Origin of the sequence: Shewanella sediminis HAW-EB3 (assembly GCF_000018025.1) — a bacterium.
GTDB classification, from domain to species: Bacteria; Pseudomonadota; Gammaproteobacteria; order Enterobacterales; family Shewanellaceae; genus Shewanella; species Shewanella sediminis.
Genome location: NC_009831.1, coordinates 2922169 through 2943105, shown reverse-complemented (window position 1 = coordinate 2943105; position 20937 = coordinate 2922169). Strand labels below are relative to the sequence as shown.

Annotated in this window: 21 protein-coding genes; 5 read left to right on the top strand and 16 right to left on the bottom strand. The window is 44.8% G+C overall.

Going from position 1 to position 20937, the window contains the following annotated elements:
• Window positions 1–43 precede the first annotated feature (43 nt).
• Complete coding sequence (locus tag SSED_RS12680) at window positions 44–262, top strand: hypothetical protein (protein WP_041421675.1); 219 nt, start codon at window positions 44–46, stop codon at window positions 260–262.
• Here the strand turns inward: SSED_RS12680 and can are convergent.
• From can to SSED_RS12630, 10 genes are all read right to left on the bottom strand, one after another.
• Window positions 259–873 carry a carbonate dehydratase gene (gene can, locus SSED_RS12675; RefSeq protein ID WP_012142765.1) on the bottom strand — a complete coding sequence of 205 codons (615 nt, stop codon included), beginning with the start codon at window positions 871–873 and terminating at the stop codon, window positions 259–261. The two genes, SSED_RS12680 and can, sit on opposite strands and share 4 nt — an antisense overlap.
• 207 nt (window positions 874–1080) lie before the next feature.
• Complete coding sequence (locus SSED_RS12670) at window positions 1081–1917, bottom strand: alpha/beta fold hydrolase (RefSeq protein WP_012142764.1); 837 nt, start codon at window positions 1915–1917, stop codon at window positions 1081–1083.
• Between the two features lie 48 nt (window positions 1918–1965).
• The gene (locus SSED_RS12665) at window positions 1966–2643 is read right to left on the bottom strand and encodes a M15 family metallopeptidase (protein WP_012142763.1); all 678 of its coding nucleotides are present in this window, start codon (window positions 2641–2643) and stop codon (window positions 1966–1968) included.
• Window positions 2643–3773, bottom strand: coding sequence for a succinyl-diaminopimelate desuccinylase (dapE, locus tag SSED_RS12660; RefSeq protein ID WP_012142762.1), 1131 nt, complete (start codon window positions 3771–3773; stop codon window positions 2643–2645). The genes SSED_RS12665 and dapE overlap by 1 nt, the downstream gene beginning before the upstream one ends.
• Window positions 3770–4114, bottom strand: a complete 345-nt coding sequence (locus SSED_RS12655; protein ID WP_012142761.1) for an ArsC family reductase — start codon at window positions 4112–4114, stop codon at window positions 3770–3772. Before SSED_RS12655 ends, dapE begins: the two co-directional genes overlap by 4 nt.
• A gap of 374 nt (window positions 4115–4488) precedes the next feature.
• Window positions 4489–4998 carry a PTS glucose transporter subunit IIA gene (gene crr, locus SSED_RS12650; RefSeq protein WP_012142760.1) on the bottom strand — a complete coding sequence of 170 codons (510 nt, stop codon included), beginning with the start codon at window positions 4996–4998 and terminating at the stop codon, window positions 4489–4491.
• A 71-nt stretch (window positions 4999–5069) separates the two neighbouring features.
• Window positions 5070–6770 (bottom strand): phosphoenolpyruvate--protein phosphotransferase, encoded by a 1701-nt coding sequence (gene ptsP, locus SSED_RS12645; RefSeq protein WP_012142759.1) that lies wholly within the window; start codon window positions 6768–6770, stop codon window positions 5070–5072.
• Window positions 6771–6944: 174 nt separating this feature from the next.
• The gene (locus tag SSED_RS12640) at window positions 6945–7202 is read right to left on the bottom strand and encodes an HPr family phosphocarrier protein (protein ID WP_012142758.1); all 258 of its coding nucleotides are present in this window, start codon (window positions 7200–7202) and stop codon (window positions 6945–6947) included.
• A gap of 36 nt (window positions 7203–7238) precedes the next feature.
• A complete protein-coding gene (locus SSED_RS12635) occupies window positions 7239–7625 on the bottom strand; it encodes an ACT domain-containing protein (protein WP_012142757.1) in 387 nt (128 codons plus the stop codon).
• A 106-nt stretch (window positions 7626–7731) separates the two neighbouring features.
• Complete coding sequence (locus tag SSED_RS12630; protein WP_012142756.1) at window positions 7732–9369, bottom strand: methyl-accepting chemotaxis protein; 1638 nt, start codon at window positions 9367–9369, stop codon at window positions 7732–7734.
• A 353-nt stretch (window positions 9370–9722) separates the two neighbouring features.
• Here SSED_RS12630 and SSED_RS12625 point away from each other — a divergent pair, with 353 nt between their 5' ends.
• Window positions 9723–10430 carry a DUF3334 family protein gene (locus tag SSED_RS12625; protein WP_012142755.1) on the top strand — a complete coding sequence of 236 codons (708 nt, stop codon included), beginning with the start codon at window positions 9723–9725 and terminating at the stop codon, window positions 10428–10430.
• A gap of 125 nt (window positions 10431–10555) precedes the next feature.
• On the opposite strand, the gene SSED_RS12620 is transcribed toward SSED_RS12625, so the two are convergent.
• Window positions 10556–11182 carry a 3'-5' exonuclease gene (locus SSED_RS12620; RefSeq protein WP_012142754.1) on the bottom strand — a complete coding sequence of 209 codons (627 nt, stop codon included), beginning with the start codon at window positions 11180–11182 and terminating at the stop codon, window positions 10556–10558.
• A gap of 428 nt (window positions 11183–11610) precedes the next feature.
• Window positions 11611–13701: an elongation factor G gene (gene fusA / locus SSED_RS12615; protein ID WP_012142753.1), complete on the bottom strand. Its 2091-nt coding sequence runs from the start codon at window positions 13699–13701 to the stop codon at window positions 11611–11613.
• A gap of 365 nt (window positions 13702–14066) precedes the next feature.
• Between fusA and SSED_RS12610 the strand changes: the two genes are divergently transcribed.
• Window positions 14067–15209: a ribosomal protein uL16 3-hydroxylase gene (locus SSED_RS12610; protein ID WP_012142752.1), complete on the top strand. Its 1143-nt coding sequence runs from the start codon at window positions 14067–14069 to the stop codon at window positions 15207–15209.
• 63 nt (window positions 15210–15272) lie between these two features.
• Here SSED_RS12610 and aguB read toward each other — a convergent pair whose 3' ends face one another.
• From aguB to gcvA, 4 genes are all read right to left on the bottom strand, one after another.
• Window positions 15273–16232 (bottom strand): N-carbamoylputrescine amidase, encoded by a 960-nt coding sequence (gene aguB / locus SSED_RS12605; RefSeq protein WP_012142751.1) that lies wholly within the window; start codon window positions 16230–16232, stop codon window positions 15273–15275.
• 35 nt (window positions 16233–16267) lie between these two features.
• On the bottom strand, window positions 16268–17356 hold the full coding sequence (locus SSED_RS12600; RefSeq protein ID WP_012142750.1) for a polyamine ABC transporter substrate-binding protein: 1089 nt from the start codon (window positions 17354–17356) through the stop codon (window positions 16268–16270).
• A 71-nt stretch (window positions 17357–17427) separates the two neighbouring features.
• A complete protein-coding gene (aguA, locus tag SSED_RS12595) occupies window positions 17428–18525 on the bottom strand; it encodes an agmatine deiminase (protein ID WP_012142749.1) in 1098 nt (365 codons plus the stop codon).
• 259 nt (window positions 18526–18784) lie between these two features.
• Window positions 18785–19702: a transcriptional regulator GcvA gene (gene gcvA, locus SSED_RS12590; RefSeq protein WP_012142748.1), complete on the bottom strand. Its 918-nt coding sequence runs from the start codon at window positions 19700–19702 to the stop codon at window positions 18785–18787.
• Between the two features lie 224 nt (window positions 19703–19926).
• Between gcvA and SSED_RS12585 the strand changes: the two genes are divergently transcribed.
• Both SSED_RS12585 and SSED_RS12580 read left to right on the top strand, forming a co-directional pair.
• A complete protein-coding gene (locus SSED_RS12585; RefSeq protein ID WP_012142747.1) occupies window positions 19927–20295 on the top strand; it encodes a hypothetical protein in 369 nt (122 codons plus the stop codon).
• A 129-nt stretch (window positions 20296–20424) separates the two neighbouring features.
• Window positions 20425–20931 carry a GreA/GreB family elongation factor gene (locus SSED_RS12580; RefSeq protein ID WP_012142746.1) on the top strand — a complete coding sequence of 169 codons (507 nt, stop codon included), beginning with the start codon at window positions 20425–20427 and terminating at the stop codon, window positions 20929–20931.
• Window positions 20932–20937 lie beyond the last annotated feature (6 nt).

The window sequence follows — 20937 nt, the reverse complement described above, 5'->3', positions numbered from 1 at the left end:
AACATAACTAGAGGATTATAACTGGGATGGACGGAAAACTGCGATGTTTATTAAGGAATATTTAGCTAATTTGGGCATTTTTTTCAATGATAGTATAAAGCGTGTACTAAAGGCCCCTAAAATGGGGGAGATTAAGGGCCTTCGATCTCTGGATATTGAAGCGCTTGCTGTTGAAAATGTTGAGCCAGTGGTGATAAGCGTCACCACTCAAAGCCTAAGGGCAATGAGTAAACACATTAAACCCAAAGAATTAAATTACTAAACTTGGGGTTTAAATTTTTCGTTATCGACAGTCACATCTAGATCTGAGAGTAGTCCGTTCTCGATACTATAGATCCAGCCATGAACGGATACATTCTCCCCTCTGGCCCAGGCATCTTGTACTATATTGGTGCTACAGACATTGCCGACCTGTTCGATGACGTTTAGCTCGCAGAGACGATCAAACTTCTCTTCACCCTCAAGCTTATCCAGCTCATTACTGTGAAGGCGGTGAATATCTCTGATATGGCCGAGCCAGTTGTCGATAAGCCCGAGTCGTTCGTTCCCCATAGAAGCCTTAACTCCACCACAGCCATAGTGTCCAACCACCATGATATGTTTAACTTTGAGGACTTCTACGGCATATTGCAGTACCGATAAGCAGTTTAAATCTGTGTGGATCACCATGTTGGCAATATTTCGATGAACAAACACTTCACCGGGCATTAAGTCGATGATCTGGTTGGAAGGAACGCGGCTGTCTGAGCAACCGATCCAGAGATATTCAGGGTTTTGTTGAGTCGCGAGCTGTTCAAAAAAATCAGGTGTCTCTTTAACGATACGTTCAGCCCAGCGGCGATTATTCTCAAAAAGGGGAGTTAGTATTTTCATTTGTCTCAACAATTCAGTAAGTAAGGGTATTCCTCATTGCACAAAGATAATAGCATTGAAATACACCTTTGGTGGTCCATTCAGTAAAATAACCAATTAATATTAATCAATTATTAATAGCTTTGCTTTATTGTTAAATAAGCTCTCAAAAGGTTAAGGTGAGCCATCGATTCATGACTCACCTGAATGCCGGTATTGCTATGATGCTTAAGGCTTGAGATGTTTATTTAGAAAATTAGTGAGCTGTTCATTGATAAACTCTGGCTGCTCCAGGCTAGAGATATGCCCCGCATTAGGAATATGAATATATTCACTGCCATCTATGGCGTCATGCATCAAGTATCCCTCGAGAACCGGACGTACACTGTCTTCGAGACCTGTCATAATTAAACAGGGAAGGGTGAGCTTTTCTACCTCTTCCATGGTATCTCGTCTGCCGAAGATGATCTTGCCTAATCTAAATAGTGTTTCGACGAGTTCAGGTTTTAACTCTGCAAGAGATTGTTTGAAGTGAGCAAACAATTCGGGGGTATTTTGAGCCGCATTTTTAGCAAAAAACAGTGGTGCGATCTGTTCGATTAAAGGCGCGGGAACACCCTGACTGGCCTTAATGATATCGAGCATATTGTAGTACTTGGTGCGCGATACTTCGGGCTCAAAGCCAATAAAGCAGCCCATCATCACGAGCGTGGTGACTCGTGTAGGTGCTTTTAAGGCCAGTTCCGCGCCCCACATGCCTCCTACAGACAAGCCAATGACCGAGAACGTCTCTACCTTCAAGGTATCCATGAGAGTGAGCATCTGATCGGCAATATGCTGTAGGGAGTGCGTGCTGTCAGGAATAGGGTCTGAATGACCATGACCCCATAGATCGGGAACAATACAACGATAATGGCGGGAAAGGTGAGCGAGTTGAGGCGCCCACATCTGTGAGTCCCAAAGATAACTATGACCGAATAAAAGCACCGGGCCATCGCCGATATCTAAATAATTAAGACATTTGTTATCTACTGTGATCTGATTTCGATAGGAAGAAAAATTCATATTTCCTGCTGTGATAAAATTTTGATTAATAATAAATATTATATTTAATTATAGTTGATTGGGTGGAGGAGCAATAGTATAGACGTACTCGTTGACAAGAGATTCAATTCTCACCATGACCTCGGCTTTAAGTTCGAGCTCAGCATCATTCAGAATTTGCTTTAATGCGTCAACATCGAACGCTCTGAGAATGTCAGATGAGACAGGGTAATAACTCAGATGCCAAGGTTCGGCACTGACACCACTTAAGCCTTCCTGGAAGGGAAAATAGAAGCCAAAATCCCCGGCGTGTTTAACCAGCCAGCGATGCAGCTTCCCACAGGGTCCGGAAGAGGTATATTCGGAGGAGACCAGCTGTAATTGAGTACGTTCGATGCCATTTTCATCATAAACATCGATATCAGTGCCCCAATGATGCCTGGATGTGCCGGGCAGAGCAGACCAGAGCATGATGAGATCTACGATCTCTTTATCACTCTTTTGATTTAACTCGATGGGTTGTGAGTCTTTGTCGAGGACTGTTCGTTTACCCCGAGCTTTATCGTTCCAGATTTTCAACTGTCTGGAAAAGTCGCGGTAGCCGGAGCAAACCTTGATTTTTATCCCATCCAGGCTCGCCGCCTGCGCCATCTTCTCGAGGGCTTTAGCGGTTTCAGCTTCTAAAAGATGGCCTTGATAGTCAACTAAATCAGCATGTACAAGGCCATAAGGTGATGTCGTCGGCATTAGCAAAGTAGCTTTTCCAAAATGACTTCATAACAAAGGGCGAGTTGTTCGAGATCGGCGACTTTTACACACTCGTTCACTTTGTGAATGGTCGCATTGACAGGGCCAAGTTCGATGACATGTGCGCCTGTCGGTGCGATAAAGCGCCCATCGGAAGTGCCACCAGAGGTTTGAGGGTCGGTATCAGTGCCCGTCACTTGTTTTATCGCGTCTCTCGTTGCATCGAGTAGTGGGCCCTCTCCGGTGAGGAAAGGGAGGCCATTGAAGGTCCAACTAATGTCATAATCCAGTCCATGGGCATCGAGTATGTTGAGCACTCGCTTAATCAACTCTTCAGCGGTCACTTCTGTCGAGTAGCGGAAGTTAAACATGACCTCCAGTGAACCCGGAATAACATTTGATGCGCCGGTACCACCGTTGATATTGGCTATTTGGAAACTGGTTGGCGGGAAAAACTCATTGCCATTATCCCACTTCATGCGGGCTAACTCATCGAGGGCTGGGGCTGCGTTGTGAATTGGATTATCGGCAAGGTGAGGATATGCAACATGGCCTTGGATACCGTTAACCGTTAAGTTGCCTGTCAGACTTCCTCTGCGGCCATTTTTAACGATATCACCCAGCTTATGGGTGGAAGAGGGCTCACCGACTAGTGCCCAGGTTATTTTCTCGTTACGGGCCTCAAGTGTATCAATGACCCGAGTTGTCCCATTGATAAATGGCCCCTCTTCGTCACTGGTAATTAAAAAGGCAATTGATCCGTTATGATCCGGGTGCTTCTCTACAAAACGCTCGGTGGCAACCAACATGGCAGCGAGTGAGCCTTTCATATCTGCGGCGCCTCGACCGTGAAGGTATCCATCGATAACGACAGGATCGAAAGGAGGGGTATGCCAGCGATTCAGATCGCCCACGGGAACCACATCGGTGTGACCCGCAAAACAGAATAGAGGCCCGCTATTACCACGTCTCGCCCACATGTTGGTTGTATCATCAAAGACCATGGATTCGATATCGAAGCCTTTGGCACTCAATCGGTCGGCCATCAGTTGTTGGCAGCCTTCATCTAAGGGAGTGACAGACTCACGAGAGATAAGATCTTGGGCAAGCGTTAATACGTCCTGACTCATAGGTTAAACCACGCTTTATACTCGGATTCTTTAAAGCCGACCATGACTTTATCATTCGTGACCAAAACGGGCCTCTTGATCAGTGTCGGATGCGTCAGCATCAACTCGATGGCTTTCGCTTCGTCAATATTGGATCTGTCTTCATCGCTGAGGTTTCTATAGCTGGTGCTACGCTTGTTGAACAGGTTTTCCCAGCCTAAATAGGCAGCCCAAGTTGCAACTTGATCTTTAGTCAGGCCATCAACACGAAAATCATGGAAAGGAATAGTAAGATCGTTGGCTTCAATCCATTTACGGGCCTTCTTGACCGTATCACAATTTTTAATGCCGAAAAGCGTCAAGGTGTTTTCTCCGATGAGGGCGTGTTGAGCACGCGGGGTAGGTTATTGTCGTTAGTCTTCTTCATGCATTGTGTCATTGCCTTCTGGATGTCTCAAGTTCTGTTAGTGTGAATAGCTGAACTTTTTTCATGGAGAGAAACGTTGCCGAGGACTTAATTGCCAAATATTTAATTAACGCGCCATCGTTGGTTTAACTATTTGTCAATCGCTTTTGAATAGGCTGATTGCTTCGGTATTGCTGGATGTCGAGCGTGAGAAGGACTTTATAGAGGGCTTTGCCGGGAGATAGAGAGAGCATTCGCTGGTTAAACTGACTGCATCATTGGGACGATAGGGCGGCTCATTTTGTCACATAGAATAAGCCGCAATAAGTATCAGAGCTCTACCGAGAAAATAACGTCTTTACCTGCTTCTATGGAACCATGACGTTTATCCAATGAGCGGACATCTTCCATATTAGCCAGTACCACAGGGGTGAGCAGACTCTCTACTTGCTCTTTAAGGTATCCCAGATCGAATTCAAGAATAGGCTCACCCACCTTAACAACTTGTCCCTCTTCGGCGAGACGTTTAAATCCATTACCACGCAGCTCTACTGTGCCTACACCGAAATGGACAAAGAGTTCCAGCCCTTGAGGTGATTCGATGCTGAACGCATGATTTGTTTCGAATATTTTCCCGATAGTTCCGTCGATGGGAGCGACAATCAAGTGACCTTTTGGTTGAATGGCCAGGCCATCACCGACAATTTTTTCGGCAAAGACGACGTCGGGAACCTTCTCAATGGCGACAATGTCGCCTGAAACGGGAGCAAAAACATCAATTCCGCCAACCAGGTTGGTTTGCCCCGACATTAAACGTCTGATACGGCTTAAAAATCCCATTTTTATCCCCTAGTACAAATATTGTTATTCGCTATAATTTTTATTTTGACTAGCATACTGAATAATCTTCACTAGTAACAGTGCGATACGTAATGATTTAGTTCATCTATGCGTTGTATCAATAATGCCTCTTCACTGCATTTGATATAAGTGGCAAGTTCGTTATTACAAATTGCCGATTTTAGTTCCAGTAATGAGTTTAAATTTACACTTAATTCATCGATTCCCATTCCGATAAGAATAGGTGCAACGAGGGGGTTGCTCGCCAGTTCGCCGCAAAGTGAGACAGGAATACTCGCATCTTTTGCCGCATCGATTGTCATCTTTATCAGCTTTAAAATTGAGGGAGATAAGGAGGGGTAGATTTTGGTTAAATCAGGGTTGGTTCTATCTGCGGCCATCGAATATTGAGTAAGATCATTGGTCCCGATACTGATGAAATCCAGAAGCGGTAACATGGAGGTCAGGTTTAAGACTGCCGACGGGGTTTCAACCACGATTCCATAACTTAACTCACCGAAGCCCCGTTCTTCCTCTACCAGCTCCGCTTTACACTCTTCAATCATGTTAAAGAGCTCATCTAACTCTTCAACTTGATTTATCATCGGAAACATCAACCTGATAGAGCCATGGTTAGCGGCGCGAAGTACCGCCTTTAATTGACTCTTAAACAGATCGGTATGAGCGAGGGAGTAACGTGCACCACGAAATCCTAATGCCGGATTCACTTCTTGAGGCAGAGAGAGGCAGGGAAGTTCTTTATCTGCCCCGATATCAAATGTTCTGATGGTAAAGGTTTTGCCATCGAGCAGTTGTAAGGCATCACAATATAGGCCGTATTGAACATCTTCACTGGGCATGTGGCTTGCGTTCATCAACATGAACTCAGTCCTGAATAATCCTATGCCATCGGCACCCACATCAGAAACATGGCTTATATCACTTAAAGAACCCACATTCGCCAAAAGTGAAATTTTATGTTTGTCGCGGGTTTCTGTAGGGAGGTCTTTAAATTTTTGTAATCTGCTCTTTCTTAACTTATCTTCCGATCCGATCCGTTCTAAACGGTTAATAACCTCTTGGTCTGGATTAACATGCAGCCGGCCAGATAATGCATCGAGTGCTATTTGTTGATTGTTGGTCAGCTCTTCGTCGAAATCACAACTCAGCAGTGCCGGGATCCCGGCACTTCTGGCTAAAATAGCCGTGTGGCTCGTGAGACCACCGGTTTTCAACACAATGCCATTTATCTTATCTAACGGCAGCGTTGCAAATTCGGCGGGGGTTAAGTCAGTGGCGAGTAATATGGTGGGGTAAGTTAAGTTTTCGAGATCATGTTCTATGCTGCCATTGATGGCTGCGATTAAGCGACTGCCGAGGCAGAGGACATCTTCGGCTCTGTTAGCCAGATAAGGGTCCTCCATGGCCAGCATTTGGTTAGCCTGTTGAGCAAAGACCCGCTGCACAGCCACACTGGCGGTAAACTGTTGCTCGCCTATACTGGCTAACAGTTGATGAGTTAACTCTTCATCTTCGAGTAGTAGAATATCGGCTTCAATCAGTTGGTAGTTGTCGCAATCCGCTTCGAGTCTGTGTAATCCGATCTGTAATCGCTGCAACACTTGTTCGATAGCGTGAGATAATTTTATTTGTTCCGCTTTTACATTGGATAAAGGAAGGAGTTGATAGTCTAATTCAGTGCTATGCTGGTGCAGTATTCTCGATTGGCCAAATGCGATTCCGGATGAAACGACAATTCCCGAAGTGGACATACTCTTTTCCTGTATAAGACAAGTTACAGTGTAATATACGCAAACTCCTTCAAAGTGCAAGATTCGCACTTTTGAGGTGGGGGCATTTATGTTTAGCGTTTGTGGGTTAAGTGTCGGATAGGCTTATAGTTTTGTGGGAGTGAAACGACGTTTTTAGATGGATCCGTGATTCAATTAGCTAAGTGTGATTAATAGTTCAGATACTTTCTCAACGGCTTGCTCCGCCTGAGGTCCATCTGCCAGCACCTTTACCGTCATCCCATGGTATAAACCTAAGGTTTGTAACTTAAATAAACTTTTTGCACTCGCCTGTTTACCATTACATTCCACCAGAACATCACAGTCATAGGTTCTGGCTTCCTTGACAAGCAGCGCAGCCGGGCGAGTATGAATACCATGCTTAGCTGTAATTGTGACTGATTTTTCATACATAGGATTAACACTCTTAAATAGTTTGAACGGAATAAACTAATATTCCGTGATCTGATAGTTTTTCTTTTTTAAAGCGATGATAGCCTTAGATAATTTATCTCTCTTAACTAAGATGTAATCGGTGTCGAACGTCGATATAGCAAAGATACTAATGTCTGCGTCGGCCAAAGCACCCGATACGCTGGCCAGAATACCCGTCATCGAGAAGCCTAACGGACCAATCACTTCGATACAGCGCCAGTTACTCTCCTCTTCGAGACTATCGAGATTAAGTTCTGCTGGAACGACCACGGATAACTCATCTTTGGTTTTTCCAACAAAAAACATATCTTGTTGGAATATCTCTGCTGCAATAGAAGCGTCAGGACTGAAGCTATGAATGCTATAGAGTTGAGAATGAACGGCTAGAGTCATTCGCGCCATGGGTAAGTGTGACCTCAATTGAGAATAAAAAACCTTCTTCCATAAGCTTATCACACTTTATCTAACAGATTGGAGGCGAAACGCCCCCAACTACCCCATTTGAAACTTAAACTTTAAATTGGCCAAGGGTCTGCGCCGTGTCTTTACTGATATCCTGTAAGGAAACGGCTGCACAACGATTGCTCTCGTTAGCCTGTACCGAGACCTCTGTGAGCTCGGTAATGCTACAGATATTTCGGTTAATCTCTTCGGTAACCAAGGATTGTTCCTCGGTGGCACTGGCGAGCTGGGTATTCATATCACTGATATGGGCGATAAGTTCTAAAATTTCCCCTAACGCATCACCGGCTTCTTTGGCTTGTGACTGAAGTTTAACCGAGGTTTGTTGCGTTCCAGCGTTGCTGGTCATGACCGAAGATACACCCGATTGTATTTCGGTAATAATCTTTTGAATTTCATTGGTTGATTCTTGAGTTCGGGTTGCCAGAGCCCTGACTTCATCGGCTACAACCGCAAAGCCTCTGCCATGTGTGCCGGCGCGTGCGGCTTCAATGGCTGCATTGAGTGCTAACAGGTTAGTCTGTTCAGCAATGCCTCTTATTACGTCCAGAATACTGCCGATCTGCTGTGAGGAGTTGCCTAAATCGTGTGTAATTGACTCTGCGGTTTGCAGCGCATCGACCAATTGCTCAGAATTGGATACCGTCAGGTCCATCATGGCTTTACTTTGTTGAGCCTGGTTTTTTACGCTGTTAGCGGAATCGGCAGCCTGTTGGGTATTACTGGCCATCTCTTGGGTTGTAGACAGCATTTGGTTGATGGCCGTGGCAACGCTGCTGGTTTCTTGATGAAGGTTATCGACGCTCACATTCGTCTCCTCGACGGATGCGAGTAAGCGATTTGCATCTTGATTCAAACTTGAGCCAAGTGGCTTTAAATGTCCGACAGTGTTGCCAATCTTTTCAACAAAAAGATTAAAGGCGATAGCGAGCTCGACCACCTCATCATTGCCTTTTGTTGGCAGACGTTTAGTCAGGTCACCTTCACCTTTGGCAATATCTTCCATAGCTGCAATGGCTTCTTTTAATGGTGTGCTGATGGAGTGGTTGAGAACAAGGAAAAAGGCAAATATTGGTGCGGCAATCAAGGTCATGATGACCAGATATCCGGGAAGTAGTGAGAACGTGGCGTCGTTAATATCGCTCATGTAAGCACCGGTGACCAGCGTCCATTGCCAAGCAGGGTAATATCTGGCCTCAAGCATCTTCTCTTCTATGACACCTGATACCGGGTTTTTAAAGGAAAATGTCTGTTTAGAAACAGAGTCTCTCTGCGCTTCTTTTACCATATCTGATAGCGTGATATGACCGTCTTGTGCTCGAATAACGTCAGAAGTTTGGCCAATGAGTTTTGGAGATACGCCATGGGAGATAATGTTATTCTCTGCATTAACAAGGATAAAAAATCCGTCTTGACCAAAGTTTATTTTATTAACTAAGTTTGCCGCTTCCTGTTTGGCATCATCTAAGGTTATCTTGCCTTCGAGTGCCTGTTGGCGATGCGCCTCTATAACACTGAGAACGGTACTGAGTTGTGCATCATTTTGAACCCATTTCTGTTCAATCAGGTTATTTCTTTGTTCAATGATGGAGAAACTGGCAAAAACAAATGTGCCTATAGCGGCAAGCGCTAACATCAAGATTAAACGGTGAAGTATAGTGAAACGTCTGAGTATGGCTATCATAGATATCCTTTCTAAAAATGGGCGTGTCAACAGATGAAATATACCTTGTAAGAGAGTGTAATTGAATGATTTACAGGTGATTTACGACTCTTTTATCAAATATTAGAGCTTGTTCACTTTATCGAAAAAATTATATAATTATTCATTAAAGTTCTATGAATTTGTCTGTTTAAATGAATTAAGTTGTACGTTCGTGCCGAAATGCCGTGTGATAAAACTTTACCTTTAAATTACAGATATTTAGCTATAACTTGTAATTTGCTTGTTTAGGAATTGTTTAATATGTTGTTTTGGCTTTGATTTTTTGTGCGTTTGAGCGCAAAATTAAACATTATCTTTTATTGGTTTAGCCCATGAATAAATCACCTCAAATTGTTACCTCTGACGATATCTTATTGAAATTGTGCCATTCAGTTTCTCACGTACTATCGAGTACAACCGCGAGCCAAATTTCTCATGCCGCGATGGTTCAAAGCATCACACGTACCTGCCTAAAGCCTGATCTAGGTTGTTTTTCTATTTTCGACGGTGGGTTTTCCGGTCTGGTTGTTATTAATTTCTCGGCACCTGCTGCGATTGAGATCTACCGCTCATACATGCAACAGATGGGAATGCCTGAAGCTGAGTTAGCCTTCTCTCATACATCAGATGAAGTCGGTGATGTGATGGGAGAGTTGATGAATCAAATTTTGGGTGACTTTATCAGCAAAGTGAATAAGCAGCTTCAAACCTCTATTCACCAGAGTCAGCCAAAGATGTTGACGATCAATAAAGAGCTTACTATCTCGATTGACACTAATTTAGATGAAGCCGTGGCGAGACGAGTCTCGTTTAAAACTCAAAACAATCATATTTTTTATCTTGAATTTGCTATGGATAAAACCGAGTTCATCAAGTTAGACGAGTTCGATGCCGAAGATGAGTTCGATCCCGATGATCTTTTGGCTGAACATGGTAACAAGCATGAGAGTAAGCCAGAAGCTTCTCCCTGGACTCAGGCTGCAAATAAAGAGGTGGCAGGTGATGATGCAGATGAACTGCTTAACGAGTTGGGGATTTAGCTCTTTGTATTGATATACATTTTGACAGTTTTGGCGGCACTTAGCACTCATACCGACTGGTATTATATAGCTGGTGCCGTCACTTTATTTTATACCTAATTACCGTGTATGGCGGTTAGCATGAATTAGCGCCGGCCACCTGAGGTTAAAAATGTGTGGACCGTAGACTTTGACTTCTTAGAGAGTTGCTGCATCAAGTTGAAGCTCGGTGATGCTATTTGATAGTCATCTTGCATATCCTCAAGCATTTTAAGCCAGAGTTTCGCTGTCACTTCTGAGTCGGCGAGTGCCCTGTGAAAAACACCGTCATTCTCAATCTGTTTATATTCGACGAGTCCCCCCAGTTTATGATTAGGGGCGGCTTGATATAGCCTGCGGGCAATCAACATAGAACAGGCAAATTCGCCACCATAAGTTCTACCAATTCCATCGAGTTCGGCATCGAGAAATCGCTTATCGAATGACGCATTGTGAGCGACTAAATTATCATTACCGATGAAACCTGCAAATTGAGCCATGACTTCATTGCAGGGAGGTGCTGAATTTAACATGGCATTTGTTATGCCCGTGTAACCTTCGATAAAACCACTGACTCTAAAGCCCGGATTCATTAACTCTTGAAATGTATCGACGACAATTCCGTCTTGTAACTTTACGGCACCAATCTCAATGGCGCGATCGCCTTGGTTAGGGGAGAGACCTGTGGTCTCGAAATCGAGAACAATGACTGAGTTGGCTGCGCGAGTCGTCATGCTTATAACCTTTTTAATTTATACCAATTAGTATAAGAAAGTGATCTACTCAGCGTGTTTTTTGGCAACTAATTCAAGGCGGATGAATGATGGAATGGTTGTTCCCTTGTGAGGCCATTCAACGCAGAAGTAGGCAGCCAAAAACACGCCAATCAGGCGAGTTTTAGCACATCCGATGCTGTGTTAACGAGCTTGAACGTAGAATAGCTATGCTCTTCACTCGTTGCCTTGCCTCAGAAGCGCTAAATTCTCGCTGAGCGATCACATCTTTATACTGATTGGTATTATACCGTTCGGTATTATTTCTATATAAAACAACGCCCATTTATTCCAATCTCTTGTAAATGTGGCATCAGTGTTCCAAACAAAAAAGCCCGCGAATAAGTCGCGGGCTTTTTACATGTCTAGAAAGTGCTTAAAAAGTAATATTACTTCTTAGCTGCAGCTTCACGTGCTTTAACGTCAGCGATAACTTTCTCAGAAACACTGTTTGGACATGGTGAGTAGTGAGCGAATTCCATAGAGAATTGGCCACGACCAGATGTCATAGTACGTAGTGAACCGATGTAACCGAACATTTCTGATAACGGTACGTCAGCTTTAATACGAACACCTGTAACGCCAGCGTTTTGATCTTTGATCATACCGCGACGACGGTTAAGGTCACCAATTACGTCACCAACGTTATCATCTGGGCTGAATACGTCAACGTTCATGATAGGCTCAAGAAGTTGTGCACCGGCTTTAGGCATTGACTGACGGAAAGCGCCTTTAGCAGCGATTTCGAAAGCGATTGCAGATGAATCCACTGCGTGGAATGCACCATCAACAAGCTCTAGTTCAACGTCTAACACAGGGAAACCAGCAACAGTACCGGTATTCATCATGCTAGCGAAGCCTTTCTCAACTGCTGGCCAGAATTCCTTAGGAACGTTACCACCAACAACTTTAGAGCTGAAAGTGAAACCAGTGTTTTGCTCACCTGGACGGATAACGTAGTCGATCTTACCGAACTGACCAGAACCACCAGACTGTTTCTTATGCGTGTAGCTATCTTCAGTAACCTTAGTGATAGTTTCACGGTAAGCAACTTGAGGCTCACCTACAATTAGGTCAACGCCGTAAGTACGCTTAAGGATATCTACCTTAATGTCTAGGTGAAGCTCACCCATACCTTTAAGAATAGTTTCACCTGAATCTTCGTCAGTCTCTACGCGGAATGATGGGTCTTCTGCAATCATCTTACCGATAGCGATACCCATCTTCTCTGATCCGCCTTTATCTTTTGGCGCAACAGCGATAGAGATAACTGGCTCAGGGAATACCATAGCTTCAAGAGTACAAGGGTTCTTAACATCACACAGAGTGTGACCCGTTTGAACATTCTTCATACCAACGATAGCGATGATGTCACCCGCTTGTGCGTAATCAAGTTCGTTACGCTCATCAGCTTGCATCTCAACCATACGTCCAACACGTTCAGTCTTACCTGTAAACGAGTTAAGGATGGTGTCACCTTTGTTGATCTTACCTGAGTAGATACGTACGAAGGTTAGGGCACCGAAACGGTCATCCATGATTTTGAATGCTAGTGCTTTAAATGGCTCATCAATAGCAACGATTGCATGCTCGCCAGTCTCGTTACCTTCTTCATCAGTAAGAGGCTGTGGATCAACTTCAACTGGGTTTGGAAGGTAGTCAACAACAGCATCAAGAAGAAGCTGCATACCTTTGTTCTTGAAAGCAGAACCACAGTATGTTGGGAAGAAGTCCATTGTACGAGTACCCTTACGGATACAACGCTTAATGTCTTCCATAGATGGCTCTTCACCTTCCATGTAAGATTCCATCAGATCATCGTCCTGCTCAACAGCAGTTTCGATTAGCATCTCACGGTACTCTTCTACAAGCTCAACCATGTCAGCTGGAACATCTTCAATCTTGTAGTTCTCAGCTTCACCTGTTTCGTCCCATATCCAAGCTTTACGAGTTAGCAGGTCAACAACACCACTGAACTCATCTTCGATACCGATAGGAAGAACCATAACTAGTGGGTTAGCCGCTAGTACATCTTGTGTTTGCTTAACTACACGTAAGAAGTCAGCACCCATACGGTCTAACTTGTTTACGAAGATAATACGTGCAACTTCTGATTCGTTCGCATAACGCCAGTTAGTCTCTGACTGAGGCTCAACACCGCCTGAACCACAGAATACACCAACACCACCATCAAGGACTTTAAGAGAACGGTAAACTTCAACTGTGAAGTCAACGTGGCCAGGGGTGTCAATAACGTTAAAACGGTGATCGTTCCAAAAACAACTTACAGCAGCAGACTGAATGGTAATACCACGCTCAGCTTCCTGTTCCATGAAGTCAGTTGTAGATTCACCATCATGAACTTCACCGATCTTATGGATCTTACCGGTAAGCTTAAGGATACGCTCTGTTGTGGTGGTCTTACCCGCATCAACGTGAGCGAAGATACCAATGTTTCTGTACTTTGCTAAATCAGTCATTTTTCTACTCTAATTGGAGTTACGTTCTAAAATTCGGGGGGAAGTATATCAACACTTTGAGAATTGTTTTATAGATTTTTATCAAAATCGTTCAATTTCGGCTAAATAACCAATGTTAGCGCTATACTCTAACGACTTACATCTTTCTGATACCCTTGGTGGGTGAGACTTGTAGCCATCTAGTGTCTCAATCGTTAGAGCCTGTTTCTGCTTATATCATTTTTCCCAAATGTGACCTTTGTTCAGTACAATTTTATCTGTAATTCCTTTTTCGTGTATTACGGCTTACTGTTTTATGATTTTATCGAGTGCTTCAACGTCAATTAATTGTTAGCATCGACAAAATTTTTTATGGTTAATCGACTATGCAACTTGAGTTAGGTGCACTGACACCGGAAATCTTTATCAGAGACTATTGGCAGAAGAAACCTCTGGTTATTCGACAAGGGTTCAATAACTTCAAAGACTTGCTTACACCTGAAGAGATGGCCGGATTGGCATGTGATGAGATCGTTGAATCACGTAGGGTATACAAGAGTGAAGGTGAGTGGCAGGCCGAGTTTGGGCCTTTTGAGAGCTATGAGCACTTGGGGGAGTCAGACTGGACCTTAGTGGTTCAGGCACTCAATAATTGGTTACCCGATGCTGAGAAACTGATTCAGTGTTTCGACTTTATCCCCAGATGGCGCTTCGATGATGTGATGGCGAGTTATGCCACTCCAGGTGGCGGTGTCGGGCCCCATATTGATCTGTATGATGTATTTATATGTCAAGGCTCGGGTCGACGTCGCTGGCGAGTTGGTGACCGTGGTCCACATAAGGAATTTGCGGCCCATCCTGCATTACTGCATACAGAAGCCTTTGATCCGATTATTGATGTAGAGTTATTACCGGGCGATATCTTGTATCTACCACCTGGTTATCCTCACGACGGGATCACTTTAGAGCCATCGATGAGCTTCTCTGTCGGTTATCGAACTGCTTCGGCAAAAGATATGGTCAGTGCGTTAGCCGACCACCTTATCGACAGTGAATTAGGCTGTGAGCAGATAGAAGATCCTGACAGAGAAGTCAGCCAACAAAGCGGGCGAGTTAACGCAACTGACTTAGCGAGAATTAAAGCGCAATTGCTGGCAACTCTGGATGATAAATTGGTCAGTGAGTTTTCGGGGCGTTACCTGACCAACTCAAAATGTGAACTGGACCTGCCTGACGAACATCTGGGATTTCAGTGTGACGATGTGCTTGATATGTTAAATCAGAATGAGTTAACCAGATTAGGTGGACTCAGAGCACTTTATTTCGACACTTCTGTATCGCAGGGGAGCTTCTACATCAATGGGGAAGAGGTGACTTTCCCCCTGGAGCTTGCGGACGCGATACCTGTGTTATGTGACAATCAGATGCTGAGCGCCACCAGTTTAGCGCCCTGGTTATCTAATCAGACATTTATTGAAAAGTTAACAGATTGGATTAATAGCGGATATTGGTATTTCGAAGAGAGTTGAATATCTTTATCTCTAAGATAAATAGCGCCTTATACCGATTGGTTTAAGGCGCTATTTTTTTGGTTATCTCCTCTCAAGTGATTCGATTTCACCCGTTAATGACAATAAACGCGAGTAAAGTTCGGGGCGCCTGTCTCTGAATAGGCCCCAACTATGGCGTGCTTGGCTACTTGCCTGCAGATCTATCTCTGCATAGATGATTTCTTCACTGCTTCGGCCCGCTTCGGCTAATATTTTTCCCGTATGGTCGGTAATAAATGATGAGCCATAGAAGTGAGTCTCTAACCCGTCATCTGTTTCGACGCCGGTTCTGTTTGCCGCTATCACAGGAATTAAATTTGCTGCAGCATGACCTTGCATCGTTCGCTGCCAATGACCTCTGGAATCTAAGCTAAGGTCTTGTGGTTCTGAGCCTATCGCGGTGGGGTAGAATATGGCTTCGGCTCCCGCGAGCGTCAGACTGCGGGCTAACTCGGGGAACCACTGATCCCAACAGATCCCTGCACCGAAACACCCATATCGTGTCTGCCATACCTTGAAGCCTGTGTCTCCTGGGCTGAAGTAATATTTTTCGCAGTAACCAGGACCATCGGGTATATGAGATTTTCTGTAGTTATCCAAAATTCGTCCATCGGCATCGATCATCACCATAGAGTTAAAAAATGTGTTGCCTGATTTTTCAAAATAACTGACCGGGATCACCACCTTGAGTGATTCAGCAAGCTGACTCATCTTATCTATTAATGGATGTTTTTCACGCTCTGCGGCTAATTCGAAATACTTCGCCCTCTGCTGCTTACAAAAGTAGGGGGCGGCAAACAGCTCCTGTAATACGATAACCTGCGCACCTTGCTGCGCCGCATCTGTGATGGCCTGGGTAGCATTAGATAAATTACTATCCAGATCCCAGCTGATGCTGAGTTGCACCGCTGCAAACTTTACACATTTTGACATCTTACACTGCCTCTGTTGAATATTGGCCTTTCGGGATTGAGCTTCAAGCGAACAAAGGTGAATCAGCATCGTCATTCACCTTCGGACCAGATTGAATTTGTGAGTTACAGACCTGTCTTGACCCGTGTCCACATTCGATTCATCGCTCGTTCATATTTCAGTGTGCGCCCCTTATCGGCAAAGAGGTTTTTACGCGTCTTATTATCCGGATAGATCCCGGGGTGTGAGGTGATATCGGTGTCGATATACTCGAATGCATCTTGGTTGGCATTGGCGTACCAAACATAGTTTGAGATCCCGGCTATTACTTGTGGCTCTAAGATATGGTCGAGAAAGGCGTAGGCCGCATCAACATTTTTAGAATCGCTGGTGATATTGAAGGTGTCCGCCCAGCCTTGTGCTCCCTCGCGAGGAATAACATAGTTGACGTTAATCCCATTTTTCGCTTCGATAGCGCGATTAGCTGCCATAAACACATCACCACTCCACCCCATCGCGAGGCAGATGTTGCCGCTGGCCAGATCCGTGACATAGGAGGAGCTATGGAAGTAGGTGATATAGGGGCGTATTTTCAATAAATGCTCCTCAACCAGCTTAAGATCGGCTAAATCCTGAGAGTTGGGGTTCTTGCCTAAGTATTTGAGCATGGCGCTGACGACTTCACTCGGGGCATCGACCATGGCGACACCGCAATCGGTAAATTTAGATACGATATCGACTTGAAACAAGAGTTCCCAGGTGTTGACGGGCTTGTTTCCCAGAATTTTACTGACTTTATCTATGTTGTAACCAATCCCTGTCGTTCCCCACATGTAGGGAATAGCATGTTGGTTGCCTTCATCGAATGAAGCGACAATATCTAATACCTTAGGGTCAAGGTGATGGTAGTTTTTAAGGCGACTCTTATCTAAGGGTTGAAATACTCCCACTTTTATTTGACGCTGCAGAAAAGAGCCCGATGATACGACAAGATCATACCCAGTTTTTCCTACCAGCAGCTTTGTCTCTGCCAGCTCCTGGGAATCATACACATCATAATTGACCTCAATACCGGTTTTGGCTTCAAATGAGGCTATTGCTTCTTCACTGATATAATCGGACCAGTTATATATGTTGAGTGTGTTTTCAGCCGCCGAGACCGAGGTGGTACAAAGTGTTAATGTCGCTAACAGTATTTTTGTTTGAGTTTTCATCTTCGCTTCCTGTTGCAAGTGTCTGTTTTTTATTTCTGTTATGATATTCAGAATGCTTGGCTGATAAATTATTAACCTGCGTATTGTGGCTGGGTGATACAGGCGACATTGCCACCACCAAGCAATATCTCACGAGCATTTGGGATCCCGATCACCTTATGTTTTGGAAACAGGGTTCTGAGTACCGCCTGAGCGGGTTCGTCCATGGGATCGTCGTAGGCGGGGACCATGATAATGTCGTTACCTATGTAATAATTAATGTAGGAGGCGCAGATTTTAGTGCCTGCGACGCGGGCATGGGTCCCTGTGGCATCATCAAGGCCGGAGGCTTCCTCTATTGTCCACTCAAGCGCTTTAGGCTGCGGGATCTTATGGATTTTAATTGAACGGCCTCTGGCATCGGTGCTGCGACTCAAGATCTCATAGGCTTCTTGATAGATCTCATATTGGGGATCGCTTTCATCGTCCGTCCATTGCAGCAGAAGTTCTCCGGGGGCAACCCAACAGGCAAGATCGTCGATATGGCCATCGGTTTCATCAAACTTGCAGCCTCGTGGCAACCAGATGATCTTCTCGACTCCCATATAATCCCTTAACTGCTGCTCGACTGCTTCTTTGCTCAGATGTCCGTTTCGATTGGGATTGAGCAGGCATTGCTCCGTGGTGAGTAGAGTGCCTTGTCCGTCACATTGAATGCCCCCCATTTCGGCAATCAATGGGGAGCGGTATCTATCGAGGTTTTCTATTTCAAGGATCTTCTGCGCTATCTGATCGTCACTGTCCCAAGGGAAGTAGAGCCCGCCATTGAGTCCTCCATAAGCATTAAATGTCCAATCGGTACCCCTGACATCCCCTCTATCGTTGACCAGAAAAGCACAGGCCGAGTCCCTGAACCAGGCGTCATTGGTGCTCATTTCTACCACGCGAACCGTATCGGGTAACATGGCACGGGCGTTTTCATACTGAGCTTGGGAAACACAGACTGTCACCAGCTCGCTTTGTGCAATGGCGGTGCATATCTGAACCCAGACCTTTTGTGCAGGTTTAGCACCGTTACGCCAAACGTCACAGCGCTCAGGCCAACCGAGCCAACAACCTTTTTTGGGTTCAAACTCTCCGGGCATACGAAAGCCGTCCTGGCGCGGTGTGGAGTCTAATGTACGTGGCATATCTTTACCTTGTCGTTTGTTTGGATAGCTTCAAACCTAACGAGGCAAAGGAGGAGGGTCTACTGATAAAAATTGCGCTAATCGTTTATATTTTTTCATCAATAAGCGATAAGTTTGCTAATGATCACTGCAAATGTAGAGAAAAATTCATCCTAATCTGTGCTGCCTTAGGGGGCGTTCGGGCGAGGAACGATAGGATGATATTCATAGCCAGATGCATCGGGCTGATGACTCAAGTCTTATCGAAAAGATTAATCACTTATAGCGCTTGGGGCGTGTCGATGAACTGGGCATTTATCCGTGTCAGTAACCAGTCGATAAAAGCGCTGAGTTTATCGTCACCGGTCTTTCGCTTTTCGGCAACCAGATAATAATTGCCAAGGGAGGGGACACTTTGTTCGAAAGGGCGTACTAAGTTTCCGCTGGCCAGGCCTGCTGAGGCGGTGTAGTTGTCGCCTATGGCTACGCCGTAGCCTGCGATGGCAGCCTCCAGAGAGAGTCCTGCATGTGAGAAGTTGAGGTGTTGAGGAATATTGATAATTTGTGGAGCGTGGGCGCCTAGCCAGGTGGCCCAGGTTTTACCATCCTGATCATCGTGTAACAGTCGTTGGTGTGCCAAATCGAGTGGCTGAGAGAGAGAATTGTTCTTCTCTAAGTGTTGTGGGCTACATACCGGGAAAAATTGAATAGGATGCAGTGGGGTTACCCAATAACGATTCCAGTCTCCATCTCCGGCCCCATAGATGATACTCAGATCGGCTTCCGGGTTGATGTTCTGCTCATCGCTGGCGTGTTCGAGTAAACTGACATCGATTGAAGGGTAACGGTCGGCAAAATCACCTATCTGCTTAATCAGCCATTTGGATGAGAGTTCTGGTGGAGCTGAGATAATCAATCGGCCGGTCACCCCGGGTTTGACTGCTTTCTCGCACGCCTCACCTATGATATCGAAGGCTTCCTGTATCGCTGGCAATAAATTTTTACCTGATTGCGTCAGTTTGGCATTACGCCCTTGTTTCTCAAATAGCGTGATCCCTAACGCCTCCTCTAATGTCCTCACTTGATGGCTAATGGCGCTGTTAGTGACACACAGCTCATCGGCAGCACGAGAGAAATGCTCGTGTCTGGCTGCAGATTCAAATGCCCTTAGGGGGTTTAGTGGAGGAAGACGACGCATAAGCCTCTAATATGGTTATTAAATATAATGGTCAATGTTTGTCTAGATTAAGCCAGAATGAGTGAGATTAACAATAACAATTTTATAACTCTGTGTTTCGATTAAAAAGCGAAGACAATAATTTATGCAGCATGAGAAGCGTATTTTTGCTAGAGTCCCGATGATAATAGCATTCGTGGCGGCAGGAATTTTCCTGCCGGAGTCAACACATTAGGAGCGTCCCATTGGCAATTGAACACAGCGAATTGATGGCTGAGTTAAGTTCACTCAACTGCAGAACAAATTTCACCATTAAGAAAATCACCGAATATATGCTGCCGGAGCTCAAAGAGCCTATCTACCTTCACGGTGCCGATAAAGATTGCCAACTGGTTATCAGGCCTGCTTATGAAGTGTTCCTGGCCGATCTTTCTGAACTCGAAGGAGTTAAACACAAAGAGGGCTATTTCCATAATAATGAGATGACTCGATTTCCTAAACGTGTGCAGAAGAGCCTCAACGGCATTCATTATGGTCTAGCATTTAAGTTTTCCGATAAAGAGGCGGTCAAACGATTCATCAACAGACTTATCAGTATTATTAATGGCGGTTGAATTTGTTAGTTTAACGGTAAGTTAAATAGGTGAACTTTAGCGGGTAGTGAAATTAGCCAACGAAAAGCTCTGTTGCTTTCACTACCAAAATATTGCGCTTTATCCCCATGACAAATATCCGAAATCAAGATGAATAAATCAATATTACTCACCGAAATACTGAAACAACTCGACGCCATCAAGTTGTCCGCTGAAAAGGCGGCAAATCAAGCTCATGAAACAGCCACTCATAGTGAGACGGTCGCCAGGAGTAAGTACGAAACATTTGGACTGGAAGCATCGTATCTTGCACATGGACAAGCTCAGCGTGTGGCACAGTGCTCGATGGATCTCAAAGCGTTTACAGAACTTAATCTCTGCGCATTTAATGATGAGACACCGATAGGGCTTGGGGCTCTGGTTGTCATCATGGATGAAAAAGATGATGAACAATCTCTATTTATCGGACCCGGTGCCGGCGGCGTAAAATTTTCCATGAAGGTGGATAACCAGGCCTTAGCTGAGGATGTTGAGGTTATGGTAATCACGCCTTCCTCTCCCCTTGGCAATGCGTTAATGGGCCGAATGCTTGATGATACAGTGGTTATCAATATTGGGGATAATCGAAAGGAATATGAGATCATCGCCGTTTACTGATGATTG